13 protein-coding genes are annotated in these 14,272 nt (G+C 61.7%); 11 read left to right on the forward strand and 2 right to left on the reverse strand.

All coding sequences use genetic code 11. The features are described 5' to 3' along the window. The first annotated feature begins 18 nt into the window (after positions 1-18). The 4 genes from FFI16_RS09415 to FFI16_RS09430 are packed head-to-tail and all read left to right on the forward strand — an operon-like array spanning position 19 to position 3,374. Complete coding sequence (locus tag FFI16_RS09415) at positions 19-339, forward strand: MocE family 2Fe-2S type ferredoxin (protein ID WP_017134582.1); 321 nt, start codon at positions 19-21, stop codon at positions 337-339. 2 nt (positions 340-341) lie between these two features. Beyond that, positions 342-1,541 (forward strand): NAD(P)/FAD-dependent oxidoreductase, encoded by a 1,200-nt coding sequence (locus FFI16_RS09420; protein ID WP_138815043.1) that lies wholly within the window; start codon positions 342-344, stop codon positions 1,539-1,541. A gap of 1 nt (position 1,542) precedes the next feature. Then, entirely contained in the window at positions 1,543-2,358 is an 816-nt protein-coding gene (locus FFI16_RS09425; protein ID WP_138815044.1) for a sugar phosphate isomerase/epimerase, read from the forward strand. Between the two features lie 53 nt (positions 2,359-2,411). Beyond that, positions 2,412-3,374 carry a Dyp-type peroxidase gene (locus FFI16_RS09430; protein WP_138815045.1) on the forward strand — a complete coding sequence of 321 codons (963 nt, stop codon included), beginning with the start codon at positions 2,412-2,414 and terminating at the stop codon, positions 3,372-3,374. Here FFI16_RS09430 and FFI16_RS09435 read toward each other — a convergent pair. After that, the gene (locus FFI16_RS09435) at positions 3,371-4,243 is read right to left on the reverse strand and encodes an undecaprenyl-diphosphate phosphatase (protein ID WP_138815046.1); all 873 of its coding nucleotides are present in this window, start codon (positions 4,241-4,243) and stop codon (positions 3,371-3,373) included. The two genes, FFI16_RS09430 and FFI16_RS09435, sit on opposite strands and share 4 nt — an antisense overlap. A gap of 179 nt (positions 4,244-4,422) precedes the next feature. Here FFI16_RS09435 and FFI16_RS09440 point away from each other — a divergent pair, with 179 nt between their 5' ends. The 6 genes from FFI16_RS09440 (at position 4,423) to FFI16_RS09465 (ending at position 11,604) form a co-directional block, all read left to right on the forward strand. Further along, on the forward strand, positions 4,423-4,929 hold the full coding sequence (locus tag FFI16_RS09440) for a GNAT family N-acetyltransferase (protein ID WP_138815047.1): 507 nt from the start codon (positions 4,423-4,425) through the stop codon (positions 4,927-4,929). Between the two features lie 312 nt (positions 4,930-5,241). Then, positions 5,242-6,774, forward strand: a complete 1,533-nt coding sequence (locus FFI16_RS09445; RefSeq protein WP_256666297.1) for an ABC transporter substrate-binding protein — start codon at positions 5,242-5,244, stop codon at positions 6,772-6,774. A gap of 12 nt (positions 6,775-6,786) precedes the next feature. Continuing rightward, complete coding sequence (locus FFI16_RS09450) at positions 6,787-7,728, forward strand: ABC transporter permease (protein ID WP_099549170.1); 942 nt, start codon at positions 6,787-6,789, stop codon at positions 7,726-7,728. Continuing rightward, the gene (locus FFI16_RS09455; RefSeq protein WP_138815049.1) at positions 7,725-8,579 is read left to right on the forward strand and encodes an ABC transporter permease; all 855 of its coding nucleotides are present in this window, start codon (positions 7,725-7,727) and stop codon (positions 8,577-8,579) included. The genes FFI16_RS09450 and FFI16_RS09455 overlap by 4 nt, the downstream gene beginning before the upstream one ends. Before the next feature lie 2 nt (positions 8,580-8,581). Continuing rightward, positions 8,582-10,210 carry an ABC transporter ATP-binding protein gene (locus tag FFI16_RS09460; RefSeq protein ID WP_371923601.1) on the forward strand — a complete coding sequence of 543 codons (1,629 nt, stop codon included), beginning with the start codon at positions 8,582-8,584 and terminating at the stop codon, positions 10,208-10,210. 110 nt (positions 10,211-10,320) lie between these two features. Then, positions 10,321-11,604 (forward strand): OprD family porin, encoded by a 1,284-nt coding sequence (locus FFI16_RS09465; protein ID WP_138815050.1) that lies wholly within the window; start codon positions 10,321-10,323, stop codon positions 11,602-11,604. Positions 11,605-11,741: 137 nt separating this feature from the next. Here the strand turns inward: FFI16_RS09465 and FFI16_RS09470 are convergent, their stop codons facing one another. Beyond that, on the reverse strand, positions 11,742-12,620 hold the full coding sequence (locus FFI16_RS09470) for a GntR family transcriptional regulator (protein ID WP_099549174.1): 879 nt from the start codon (positions 12,618-12,620) through the stop codon (positions 11,742-11,744). Between the two features lie 140 nt (positions 12,621-12,760). Here FFI16_RS09470 and FFI16_RS09475 point away from each other — a divergent pair, with 140 nt between their 5' ends. Next, positions 12,761-14,266: a serine hydrolase gene (locus FFI16_RS09475; RefSeq protein ID WP_138815051.1), complete on the forward strand. Its 1,506-nt coding sequence runs from the start codon at positions 12,761-12,763 to the stop codon at positions 14,264-14,266. The last annotated feature ends 6 nt before the right edge of the window (positions 14,267-14,272 follow it).

Below are 14,272 nucleotides of genomic sequence, written 5' to 3' on the forward strand. Positions count from 1 at the left end.
CCAATAAGAGAAAACGCCATGAACGATCAATGGATCGACGTCTGCGCCGTGGGCGAAATAGACGAAGAAGACGTGCTGCGCTTCGACCATGGGCCGCACACTTACGCGGTGTACCGCTCGGCCGAGAATGAGTTTTTTGCCACTGCCGGCCTGTGTACCCACGAGAAAATCCACCTGGCCGACGGCCTGGTGATGGACCACGTGATCGAGTGCCCCAAGCACAACGGGCGCTTTGATTACCGCTCCGGCAAGGCGCTCGGCGCGCCGGTGTGCGTCAACCTCAAAACCTACCCGGTACGGGTCGAAGCGGGGCGGGTTTTACTCGCCGTGACGGCGTGAGCATGAACGGACCCTTGATCATCGTCGGCGCCGGCCATGCCGGTGGCCGTGCGGCGCTGACCTTGCGCGAAGAAGGCTACACCGGGCGCCTGATCCTGATCGGCGATGAGCCGCACGTGCCCTACGAGCGGCCGCCGTTGTCCAAGGGCTTGCTGCAAGGCAGCACGGACCTGGCAGGTTGCAGCCTGTGCGACAGCCAGCGCATGACCGCGCTGGGCATCGAACATATCCCCGGCAACCCGGTCACGCGCCTGGAGCCGCAACAGCATCGGCTGCAACTGGCCGACGGCCAATGGCTGGACTTTGCCGGTGTGCTGCTGGCCACCGGCGGCCGGGCGCGACGCTGGCCTGTGGAGCAGGCTAACGTGCTTTACCTGCGCACCCATGATGAGGCGCTGGCCCTGCGCGACGCCTTGCGCCCCGGCATGCGGCTGGTGGTGGTCGGCGGTGGTTTTATCGGCCTGGAAGTGGCGGCGACCGCGCGCGGCCTGGGCTGCCAGGTGACGGTGCTTGAAGCAGGCCCGCGCTTGGCGGGCCGGGTGCTGCCAGCGGTGATCAGCGACGCGCTGCTGGATTTGCATCGTCAGCAGGGCGTGGAGGTGCGCTTGAATGTGGCGCTGGAGTCCATTGAGGCAGACGCGGTGCAACTGGTCGATGGGCAGCGCTTGCCGTGTGATCGGGTGGTGGTCGGCATTGGCATGCAACCCAATCTCGAACTGGCCGCAGCGGCGGGGCTGGAAGTAGGGCAGGGCATCCGCGTCGATGCGCAGTTGCGCACCAGTGCGCCGAACATTTATGCGGCGGGCGATGTGTGCGAATTTCGCCTGGGCGGCCTGTATCAACGCCAGGAAACCTGGCGCAATGCCGAAGCCCAAGGCCGCCACGCCGCGTTGAATATGCTGGGGCGGGAGTTGCCGTTCGAGGCGCTGCCGGGTTTCTGGTCCGACCAATACGACTGGGGCTTGCAGACCGTCGGCGTGATGACCCCGCTGACGGTCAGCCGTGCACTGCCTGGCGGTGGCTTGCTGTTGTTTTATCTGGATGCCAACGGGCATTTGCAAGGCGCTTGCGGCTGGGCGCTCGGCAATGGCGTGGCCAAGGACATCAAGCTGTGCGAACGCTTGATCAGCGCGCGCATTGCACTCAATACGGCCGACCTGGCCGCCCCGGATGTTTCCCTTAAACATTTGCTGCGAGGCTGATATGCGCCAATTGCTGGTGTTCCAATCCCTCTGGGCCATGCAGACGGAACCTGGGCCGCTGGAAGCCCAGCTCGATCGCATCGCCGCCGCCGGCTTCGACGGCATCACCGACCATTACTGGAAGCCCGCGGATGTCGCGCGCCTGCACGCTGCCGCCAGCGCCAGGGGCTTGCAGGTCGAAGGCCAACTGTTCCCGCAATCGGTGGATGACCTGGCCGCCGCGCTGGATGTGATCAGCCGCTACGGTTGCCACCATCTCACGCTGCAGGCCGATGTGCGCCCGCGCACGCTGGCCGAGGCAGCCCGGTTGGTCGAGGGCTGGCAGCGCCTGGCCGAACAGGTGGACTTTCCTGTCCTGCTGGAAACCCATCGCTACCGGCTTACCAACGACCTGTTGTTTACCCTCGACTTGCTCGCACAGATGCCCGACCTGAAACTGTTGGCCGACCTGTCCCATTACGTCGTCGGCCGGGAATTGCCCGAACCCGGCGCGGTTGAGGACGACGAACACATACGCACGATATTGCGCCATAGCTGGGGCTTTCACGGCCGGGTGGCCAGCAGTGAACAGGTGCAGGTCTCTGTGGATTTCCCCCAGCACCAAGCCTGGGTCGAGCGCTTTACCGGCTGGTGGCGCTACGGGATCAAAGACTGGCTGGCCCGGCCGGACACGCCCGATAGCCTGTCATTCACCTGTGAACTGGGCCCGCCGCCCTATGCAATCACCGACGCCGGCGGCCGTGAAATCAGCGACCGCTGGGCCGAGGCGCTGAAGCTCAAAACCCTGATTCACCAGGTGTGGGAGAGCTGTCATTGATGATCTGCTAATCTGCGCGGGTTAAAACCGCCCTTAGCCTGTGGACTTTCATCATGAAGACTTGCCCTGTTCAGCCACCTCTTGAGCCGCAGTCCGTCTGCCACCCTATCACCAGCAGCGCGATCTTCATGGTTGCAACCGTCGCTCCCGGCAGTGAAGACCAGGTGCGCGCCTGGTGCGGCGATATCGCCGGGCTGGTGCGTTCGGTGGGCAAGCGTGTGCCGACGGGCAACCTGACCTGCGTCTGCGGGTTTGGCTCCGATGCCTGGAGTCGATTGTTCGGCGGGCCACGCCCGGCGGCCTTGCACCCGTTTCGCGAGTTCGGCGTGCCAGGGCGCAGGGCGCCGTCGACGCCCGGCGATATCCTGCTGCATATCCGCGCCGAGCAGATGGACCTGTGCTTTGAGTTGGCCACGCAACTGATGGTGGCCTTGGGCGACAGCGTCAAGGTGGTGGATGAGGTCCAGGGTTTCCGCTACTTCGATATGCGCAGCATCATCGGCTTTGTCGACGGCACCGAGAACCCGGTAGGGCGCAAGGCCGTCGGCTTTACCATCGTTGGTGATGAAGACCCGGAGTTTGAAGGCGGCAGCTACGTGCTGGTGCAAAAGTACCTGCACAACATGAGCGCCTGGAACGAGCTGACGGTGGAAGCCCAGGAGAAGGTCATCGGCCGGACCAAACTGGCCGACATCGAACTGGATGAAGAGGCCAAGCCGAGCAACTCCCACAGCGCCTTGACCGTGATCACCGACGAAAACGGCGAAGAAGTGAAAATCCTGCGTGACAACATGCCCTTTGGCCGCCCAGGCGCCGGCGAGTTCGGCACCTACTTTATCGGCTACGCCCGCTCACCACAGCCCCTGGAGCTGATGCTGGAAAACATGTTCGTCGGCCGCCCGGTCGGCAATTACGACCGCCTGCTGGACTTCAGTACCGCCGTGACCGGCGGTCTGTTTTTTGTGCCTTCGGCCGATTTGCTCGAAGAGCTGGCCGACCGTCAACCGGGGTCTTAACTGAGCAACCCGGTGCTGACCGCCACAATCAGGAAGATCCCCAGCAGCGCGCGATAAATCACAAACGGCCAGGTGGAGAACCGCTCCAGGAACTTCATCAGGCCCCAGATCGCGAAGAACGCCGAGATACTTGCCACCACCAGGCCGAAGAGCAAATGCGGCCAGGCGTGGGCGGGCATGTCGGCGTGCAGCAGCACCCACAGCTCTTTCAAACCAGCCAGCGCGATGGCTGGCAGGCCCAGCAGGAACGAAAAGCGCGCGGCTTCTTCACGCTTGAAGTTGAGGAACAGCGCGGCAGTCAGCGTCGAGCCTGAACGCGAGACGCCAGGAATCAACGCGCCAATCTGCGCAATTCCGACAATCAGTGCATCGCGCAGGCGCATTTGGCCCATGTCCCGGGTATGGCGTGCGCGCACTTCGGCCACCGCCAGCAACACCGCCATCACCACACAGGAAATGCCGATCACCATCAGGCCGCGCAACGGCGAGTTGCAGCTGTTGAGGGTCGAGGACAAGGCCAGGCCGGCAATGCAGATAGGGATGGTCGCCAGCACAATCGCCACCGCCAGCTTGAACCACGGGTCGTTGTAGTCGCCCCTGCGTACCGCGCCGATGCTGCCCGTGGTGACCTGGCGTACATCGCGCCAGAAATAACTGACCACCGCCGCCAGCGCCGCCAACTGCATCGCCGCCGAAAACGCCGAGCCCGGGTCTTGCCAGCCGAGCAGGGCGGGCACCACACGCATGTGGGCGGTGGACGACACCGGCAGCAACTCGGTAATGCCCTGGATCACACCCAGGATGAAAATCTGCAGGTAATCCAGGGAGGCAAAGCCCACATCCAGGCCGGCGGAACACACGTTGGTCAAAGTAGAGGTCCTTGAGAAAAAGATCGAAGCAGACGAAGTTTATTCTAAATGTTTCAAGAATTTGGGTTGGACGGGGCAAATCCGCAATCGGTTCAGCAAACAGAAAGGTTAGGCAATGTATTGGCCTGCGCCCTTGTTTTGTGTTCAATGGCGCCCTGCGTTTTGTCACCGAGAGCCCCATGCCTGAAACCACCGTTGAACTGATCCAGACTGGCCCCGAAGCGTCCGAGCTGATCCGCAATCTTTACCAGTATTACGCCTATGAGTCCTCGGACTGGGAGCAGGAAGATGTCGAGGCGGATGGTCGCTTCTACATCCACGATGAGCACCTGACCCGCTACTGGCAAGACCCGCAATGGAGCGCCAACCTGCTGCTGGTGGACGGTTATATCGCCGGCTTCCTGCTGATCGAGGGCAGCGAACTGCCGGGCATCGATGCCCTGGAACTGGCCGATCTGTTTATCCTCAAGCGTTACCGCCGCAAGGGCATCGGCCGCGCCATTGCCACGCAAGTGTTGAGCAGTGGCCAGGCCGATTGGCTGGTGCGCTTCTATGACCAGGATGAAGTGTCCCAGGCGTTCTGGCGCGCCGTGCTGGATGATTTGCCGCGCCCGGTGCAGACCCTCGAACTGGAGGATGACCCGCAATTGGTGAGTTACCTGATTACGCGGGCGGTCCTGCATTAAGCGAGCGCCTGCGGGCGCACGCTGGTTTACACCCACAGAGGCTTCGGCCTCTTTTTTATTGCGCTGAAAAACCATCATCGGTTGAAGAATAGAAGGCTTTAATGTTTTTAAGTGCTTAAAAAAACATTTACAAGCCGACTCCATGCTGTGAATATGTCCGGGCGAATTTAAAAAAACAAAAAACATCCGCGGCACTGATCCCGTTCAGGCCATAACAACAACGACCTCAAACAGGCTTGAAGCCGGCTCCTGCCCCAGGCCGCTTCTGTGCGAAGGAGAACATCTCCCTTGAATCGCTTACTTAATGGCACGCTGTGCGTCACCCTCGTACTCGGCGCCGGCTTTGCGCAGGCCCAGACCACCTTGCGCGTCGGCTTGAACGCCGACATACGCAGCACCGAGCCGGGCGTCAACCGTGACGAAAATACCGACACCGTGATGCTGCACATCGTTGAGGGCCTGGTAGCCCACCGCGAAGACGCCTCGGTTGGCCCGTTGCTGGCCCGCGAGGTGCAACGCGCCGACGACGGCCTGACCTACACCTTCAAATTACGCGAAGGCGTGCACTTCCAGAACGGTGCGACATTAACTGCCAGTGATGTGAAGTGGACCTGGGAGCGCTACCTCAACCCCAAGACCCAGTGGCGTTGCCTGGCCGAATTCGACGGGCGTGGCGGGGCGAAAATCACCGCCATCGACACACCGGACCCGCTCACCGTCGTGTTCCATCTCGACCAGCCCAGCGGCCTGTTCCTGGCTTCGATGGCGCGCCCCGATTGCGCCGGCAGCGGCATCCTGCACCCCGATTCGCTGGCCGCCGATGGCAGTTGGAAAGCCCCTGTCGGCACCGGCCCGTTCAGCCTCACCGAATGGAAACCCGGGCAATACGTGGTGCTGTCGCGCTTTAACGACTACAGCCTGCGTGACGACGCTGCACCGGACGGCTTTACCGGCAAGAAGCAGGCCCTGGTGGATGAAGTGCGCTTTATGGTGATCCCCGACCCGTCGTCGGCCAAGGCGGCATTGATGTCCAACAACATTGACCTGCTGCCCAATGTCAGCGCCAGCGATGCGCAGGAGTTGAAAGCCACACCGGGTGTGCAGATTTCATTCAGCCCGATCATGGCCATCTGTGGCTTGTTGTTCCAGACCAACGATCCGCTGCTCAAAGATGTGCGCATCCGCCAGGCCATCGCCCATTCTCTGGATTACGGGCAAATGGTCAATGCGCTGTCCAACGGCACCTCCGAGCCGAACAACTCGGCCATCGCACAAACCAGCCCCTTCTACAGTGCCACCGCCAAGCAGGGCTACCGCTACGACCCGCAGCTGGCCCAGCGCCTGTTGAAAGAGGCCGGTTACCACGGCCAGCCGATCAAGATGATCGTCAATAAACGCTATTCGCAGATGTTCGACATGGGCCTGCTCAGCCAGGCAATGGCGGTGGCCAGTGGCTTGAACATCCAGATGGAAACCCTGGAGTGGGGCACCCAACTGGAGCGCTACCAGAGTGGCAATTACCAGATGATGGCGTTCTCTTACTCCTCGCGCCTGGACCCCGCCACCAGCTTCGATTCGCTGATGGGCGACAAGAGCAAGGAACCGCGCAAGGTCTGGGATAACCCCCAGGCCCAGGCGGTACTGCGTGAGGCGGTGCGCGAGAGCGACACGGCCAAGCGCCAGGCGCTGTTCGACCAGTTGCACTCGATGATGATCCACGACACGCCCATGGTGATCATCTACAACGGCACAGTAGCCGCGGCGCTGCGCGACAGCGTCAAGGGCTTCCATTCCTGGCCGGTGTCATCGCCACGGCTGTGGGGCGTCAGCCTCGCGGCCCACTAACGAGGCCTGAGCATGTTGCGTTTTATTTTGCAAAAACTCGCGATGGCGATTCCGACACTGCTGCTGATCTCGGTGATGGTGTTCGCACTGATTCGCCTGATCCCGGGCGACCCGGCGCTGTTGATGCTCGGTGATATGGCCGACCCGCAAAGCCTGGCCGATATGCGCCACACCCTGGGCCTGGATCAATCGCTGGTCATGCAGTTCCTGATCTGGTTCAAGGCCGTAATGAGCTTCGACCTGGGTGTATCCATCAGCACCAAGCAGGCGGTATTGCCGCTGATCCTGGACCGCTTCAGCGTCAGCGCCACCATCGTGCTGGTGGCGGTGTTGTTTGCCACGTTGATCGCCGTGCCGATTGGCTTGATCGCGGCCTGGAAACAAAACAGCGCGCTCGACCTTGGGTTGGTGTCCGTCGCCACCTTGTTGCTGTCGATTCCCAGTTTCTGGCTTGGCCTGTTGCTGCTGCATGCCTTTGGTATTCAACTGGGCTGGTTGCCGGTGGTGGGCTACGTGAGTTTTGCCCAGGCGCCGTGGCAAGCGATCAGCTACATGGTGCTGCCGGTGGTGACGCTGACCCTGGTTGAAGTGGGCGCGATTACCCGCATGGCGCGTGCCAGCACCATCGAAGTGCTGCGCCTGGAGTACATCGCCCACGCCCGCGCCAAAGGCCTGTCGGAACGTGCGGTGCTGTGGAAACACGCGTTGCCCAATGCGTTTGCGCCGACCTGGACGCTGGTCGGGCTGATCCTCGGCAACCTGCTGGGTGGAATCGCTGTGCTGGAAACGGTGTTCACCCTGCCTGGCATCGGCCGCTTGATGGTCGATGCGATTTTTGCCCGCGACTATCCGGTGCTGCAAGGCTGCCTGTTGTTGATCACCTTTATCTATGTGCTGGTCAACCTGTGTGTGGATCTGCTCTATCCGCTGTTCGACCCAAGGGTGAAGTTATGAGTTCGACTATTGCCGTGCCCGTAGCGGCCAAGCGCCGACGCGGGTGGGCGCCGGCCAATGCCGTGATCGGCGGCGGGCTGCTGGTGGCGTTGATCGCGCTGGCGTTGATGGGGTTGGTGTGGTCGCCGTTCGACCCGCTGAAGATCGACTTGATCGCGCGTCTCCAAGCACCATCGGCGGCCCATTGGTTGGGCACCGACGAGTTTGGTCGCGACGTGTTCAGCCGCTTGCTGATCGGTGCCCGCACCAGCCTGTGGGTGAGTTTGCTCACGGTGACGGTGGCGGTACTGGCCGGCACCGTGATCGGCATGCTCGCCGGTTACTTGCGCGGTTGGACCGACCGCGTGTTGATGATGTTCAACGATGCGCTGCTGGCGTTTCCCGGCATCCTCATGGCGCTGGGCATCATGGCGATTATCGGTGCCAGCAAATACGGCATCGTGTTGGCCCTGGGCATTGCCTACACGCCCTCGGTGGTGCGGGTCGTGCGCGGCACGGTGTTATCCCTGCGTGAGCTGGAGTACATCGAAGCCTCGCGGGTCATCGGCAACTCCGAGCTGTACACCATGCTGCGGCACATCGCCCCCAACTGCCTCGCGCCACTGTGTGTGCTGGCCACCAGCATGTTCGGTTGGGCGCTGCTTTCGGAAAGCGCCCTGAGCTTCCTCGGCCTCGGCGTACCGCCACCGGCCGCCACCTGGGGCAACATGCTTGCCAGCAGTCGGCCGTATATCGCCTCGGCACCTTGGCTGGGTGTGTTTCCGGGGTTGTTTATCTGCCTGACGCTGTTGGCGATCAACTTGTTTGGCGACGCACTGCGTGACCGTCTCGACCCCCGGATGAGGAAATGAACATGCCCGCCAATTGTGTTTTGTTGAGTGTGCAAAACCTGAAGATCCGCGTCGGGGAACACGGCCCACTGGCCGTCGATGACCTGAGTTTCTGTATCGCGCCGGGCGAGATTGTGGCGTTGGTGGGCGAGTCGGGCAGCGGCAAGACCATGGCCGCTCGCGCTGCTATCGGCTTGCTGCCGTTGCCGATGCAAGTGTGTGGCGGGCGCCTGGATTTCCAGGGCCGCGACCTGGTCAAGGCCGGCACTGAAGAATTGCGCGCGATTCGTGGTGCGAGCATCGGCATGGTGTTCCAGGAACCGATGGTGTCGCTCAACCCGGCGTTGAAAATCGGCCAACAGATGAGTGAGGCGCTCAGGCTGCACACCGACCTCGACCCGCCGCAGATCCGCGAGCGCTGCCTGGCCATGCTGCGTCGCATCGGGATCAAGGCGGCTGAACGCTGCCTGGAGTCCTACCCGCATCAGTTCTCCGGCGGCATGCGCCAGCGCATCATGCTCGCCTCGGTCATGCTGTTGCGCCCGGCGCTGTTGATCGCCGACGAACCCACCACTGCCCTCGACTGCCTGGCGCAGTTGGACGTGATCGAGTTGATGCTGGAGCTGACTCGCGAACAGGGCACGGCCATTCTGTTTATCAGCCATGACCTGTCACTCGTGGCCCGCTATGCGCACAAAGTGGTAGTGATGCGTCACGGCCAGGCGGTGGAGCAGGGCAGTACCCAAGACATCCTGTTGGCCCCCAAGGCCGAGTACACCCGCCAACTGCTTGAAGCCTTGCCACGGCGTGGCGAGCTGCCAGCATTGCCGGCGAGCAGCACGCCATTGGTGGAGATTGACCAGGTGTGCATCGAGCACCCTGGGCCGACTTCGTTCTGGGGCAAGCGCCAGTACCAGCGCGTGGTGCATTCGGCCAGCCTGGCGATTGCACCTGGCGAAACCCTGGCACTGGTGGGCGGCAGTGGCTCGGGCAAAACCACCCTGGGTCGCTCGCTGGTCGGGTTGATCAAACCGTGTGCCGGGTCGATCCGCTTCAAGGGCGTGGATATCCTCAAGGCCGCCAACCGTACCCACCGGCTGCAGTGCCAGATGATTTTCCAGGACCCGTATTCATCACTGAACCCACGGATGAAAATCGGCCAGATCCTTGCTGAACCCCTGCGCCACGAGCCCGGTTTGAATGCCGCCGAGCGGCGTGAGCGCGTCACGCAAACCCTCAAGGATGTCGGCCTGGGTGAGGAGTATGTCGAACGCTTTCCCCACCAACTGTCCGGTGGCCAACGCCAGCGTGTCGCTATTGGCCGCGCGCTGGTGCGCCGCCCGCAATTGGTGGTCGCCGATGAGCCGATTTCGGCCCTGGACATGACCATTCAGAAACAGATCCTCGAACTGTTCGAGCGCTTGCAGGCGCAGTACGGTTTTGCCTGCCTGTTCATTTCCCATGACCTGGCGGCCGTGGAGCGCATCGCCCATCGCGTGGCGGTGATGCACCAGGGCGAGGTCGTGGAAGTGGGGGCACGCGAGCAGATCTTCGATTGCGCGCAGCACCCCTACACCCGCCAGTTACTGGCGGCCGCCAGCCCACTGGAGAAACTGCCGGGCGGCGGCTACCGAATACGACCGGCAATTTAACCCCCTGATTTCATCCGGCGCGCGGGCCTTCATGCCTGCGCGAGGGTGAACGTCGTGCCCAGAAAAACAATAAGACCTACTCACCGAAATGACTGCCAGGAGCCAACAACATGCCTAACAACACGCTCAACCTGATCTTCAAGGGCGCCGGTCTTATGAGCGGGGGCCTGCTGTGCACCCCGGTCCAGGCGGACTTTATCAAGGACAGCAAGGCAGATCTGGACTTGAAAAACTACTACTTCAATCGTGACTACCGCGAAGACGCCGGGCAATCCAAACGCGAGGAGTGGGCGCAGGGTTTTATCCTCAACCTCAAGTCGGGCTTTACCGAAGGCACCGTGGGGTTGGGTGTTGACGTGGTGGGCATGCTCGGCTTGAAACTCGATTCCAGCCCGGACCGCTCGGGCTCCGGTTTATTGTCGCGCGATAACGATGCTGCGCCGGGTAAACCGAGTTACTCCAGGCGTGCGCATGACGAGTACTCCAAATACGGCGTGACCGGCAAGGTGCGTGTTGCCCAGAGCGAGTTGCGCAGCGGCTACCTGCTGCCGGACTTGCCCACGTTGCAACCCAATACCAGCCGATTGTTCCCGCAGACGTTCCGGGGCACGCAGGTGACCTCCACCGATATCGCCGGGCTGGCGCTGATTGGCGGGCAGATTGACCAGACCAAACAGCGTGAGTCCACCGAGTACGAGGATATGGGGCTGACCAGTCAGAGCGGGGCTTACAAAAGCACCGCCAGAAGTGATCGTTTTCGATTTGCCGGCGGCGATTACAGGCTCACGCCGGGCATGACCCTGAGTTATCACTTTGCGCAGCTGGAAGATATTTATCAGCAGCACTTTATTGGGCTGAAAAACAGCGTTGCGCTGGGCGGCGGCCTGCTCAAGACGGATATCCGATATTTCGACGCGGACACCTCAGGTGCCGGTTCGGCGGGCAACGTGGATAACCGCGCGCTGAGTACGCGGGCGATGTTCAGCTACAAGGGGCATAGCGTGGGTGGCGGGTATCAGGAGCAGTACGGCACAACGCCGTTTACCTATGTGGACGGCACCAATACCTATCTGTTTTCCGAGTATCAGTTGAGTAACTTCTCGCAAACCAATGAACGCGTCTGGCATGCGCGGTATGACTTTGATTTTGCGGCGCTGGGGGTTGCGGGGCTGACATTCTCTACGCGCTGGGCCAAGGGTGACCGGGCGCAGGTGAAGGGGTTTGCGGGGGAAGGGCGGGAGTGGGAGCGGGATATTGATGTGGGGTATGTATTCCAGTCGGGGGCGCTGAAAGGCGTTTCATTGCGCTGGCGCAATGGGTTGAGCAAGGCCAATTACCTGCGTGACATGAATGAAAACCGGGTGATCGTCGGTTACACCGTGGCGCTTTGGTGATGCACGTGTTTGCCCTGAAGACGCTATCTCTGTGTGGTAGCTGGCTGGCCTGCGATGGCGGGCTTGCTGGCCAGAGCCATGTGTCAGGCGCTGAAGGACTTGGGTCGGGGAGCGGATATGCCCCCAATCCACACGCCTCAGCTCTTGTTTCGCGCCACCCGCAACTTGCTCGCCACATCCAGATGCCGATGCAACAACGTCGACGCCCACTCATTATCGCCTTGCTCCAATGCATCCAGAATCGCCAGATGCTCCTGGCACGACACCCGGACCCGCTCCACATTGTTCACGGTGTGAAACTCGGTCAACCGTCGCAACCGGTTCTGCTGCTGGATCGCCTGCAAGATATAGCCATTGCCCGAGGCTGCCGCCAGCAGCTCATGAAACTCCGCGTTGCACTCGATAAAACGCTGCCCATCAACCGTGCCCTCCAACAACTCCATCTGCCGCTCCCGGCAGCGGCGAAACTGCTCAGGGTTGATAGTGAACGTCGGCTCCAACAGCCCCGCCGGCTCCAGCAACATGCGGAAGCGGTAGCTCTCAAAGCGCGTCTTCGGGCTGTTCAGCGTTGGCAAAAACTGCCAGCCATGCCCGTGCTTGCGCTGCATCACACCCTCATCAGACAAGCGCAGCAAACACCGGCGCAGCACGCTTTTGCCGACACCGTAGCGGCGCAGCAAATCACTTTCGGAAATCTGGTCGGGCAGCACCTGGTTCAAACGGTCATCGATCAAGCGCGTGTACAGCTGATCTTCTTCGTTATGCAACGCACTGACCTGTTGCGCCAAGCCATCGCCGGCTTCCAGTGGCACACGAAAGCCCTGCTGCGCCAGCGGCTCGATGGCTTTCTGTGTGGCCAGGTACGACAGCGCGCTGCGGATCGGCGAGCGCGACACGCCCAGGCGCTGGGCCAGTTCCACTTCTTTGAGGTGCATCCCGGGTTGCAGGTCGCCGCTGGCGATGGCGGCCAGGATCTGTCCGGCGACTTTGGTCTGCAGCGAGGTGAGTTGGGGCATGGCGTGAAGTCGATCCTGTGACAAGGGAGGCAAGAATACCCGGAAAACTGAATTATAGGCGGCTCAAATACATGAAGGCCGTCGTGAGTAAAACCTTATCTGCATTATTTGAAATATAAAAACATCAAAGAGGACCGATCATGACCTACATTCCGTTGCCCAGGGCCTTGCCTCATGAACGCGGTGTCGACCCCGCCGGCATTGCCGATTTCATCCAGGCCGTGACCCTGGCGGGTCTTGAACTGCACAGTTTCATGCTCTATCGCCAGGGTGCGGTGGTGGTCGAGGCGTTTTGGCAACCCTACTCGGCGCACCGCATGCATGTGCAGCATTCGGCAACTAAAAGTTGGACCGCCACCGCGATCGGCCTGTTGGTGGACGACGGTCGCCTGCGGCTTGACGCTAAGGTCGTCAGTTTCTTCCCCGAGTTGTGCCCGCAGCCCATCAGCGCCAACCTCGCGGCCATGACCGTGGAGGATTTACTGACCATGCGCACCGGCCATGCACGCGGGATTTCCGGCGGGGACTGGCGCAACCTGCAAAGCAGTTGGGTCGAGGCCTTTCTCAACGAGCCGGTGGACGAGCCGCCGGGCCAGGCGTTTATCTACAGCAGTGCTTCCAGCTTTATGCTTTCGGCGATTGTCACCCAGGTGACCGGGCAGACGATGCATGCCCTGCTGCAGGCGCGTGTCCTTGATTACCTGGGGCTCGACAAGCTTGCGTGGGACCTGGCGCCGGGGGGCTTCAACGCCGGCGGCAATGGCTTGAGTTGCACCAGCGAAGACGCGTTGAAGTTCGGCGTGTTGCACCTCAACCACGGCCAGTGGCAGGGCCGCCAGCTGTTGTCGCCACAGTGGGTGGCACAGGCCACGCGCAACCAGGTACAGGACGTATGGATGGGCGAGTTCGACGGCAAGCAGTACCTGCCACGGGACAAAAACAAGGGCAACGAAGCCCAGCGCGAAGGCTATGGCTACCAGTGGTGGATGACCGAGCACGGCGGCTATTACGCCTCGGGGGTGTTCGGCCAGCAGTGCATGGTGCTGCCGGAGCAGGACACGGTGATTGTCTTCACCTGCGGCTTGCGCCTGGGCGAGAAACGCTTGCACCAGGCGCTGTGGCAGCATCTGTTCCCGGCGCTGGGGCGCACTGCTGCGGATGCTCAAGCCAGCCAAATGCACTTGGACGCGCTGATCGAGGGCCTGCGCCTGCCCGGGCTGCAAGGCCTGCATGCCTCGCCCGCCAGCGCCGCCATGCAAGGTCGGTTCGCCATTGAACCCAATGAGGACGGTGTGCGCGAGTTGGCCTTTGATTTCCAGGGTGAGTACTGCGATTTCACCCTGGTTGATCACCGCGGCACCCACCACATACGCGCCGGCTTGCGGCAACCGATCGAAACCACCACCAGCATGACCGGCAACTACCTGCATCACCAGTATCAACCCGAGCAAACACCGGTGATTGCCCAGGCGCGGTGGACGCCCGAGGGCGAGTTGCACATGGATTGGCGCTTTGTTGAAACCGCATTCGGTGACCACGTGCGCTGCCGCCTGCTGGAGGGTCGCCTGTATTGCGACCGAGGTGTGAACACCAACGCCGGTGCCTTGCAACGGCCAACCCTTTTCGGCGTACGCAAACAGTCTTAAGGAGTG

The sequence above is a fragment of the Pseudomonas sp. KBS0710 genome (assembly GCF_005938045.2).
Lineage (GTDB): Bacteria > Pseudomonadota > Gammaproteobacteria > Pseudomonadales > Pseudomonadaceae > Aquipseudomonas.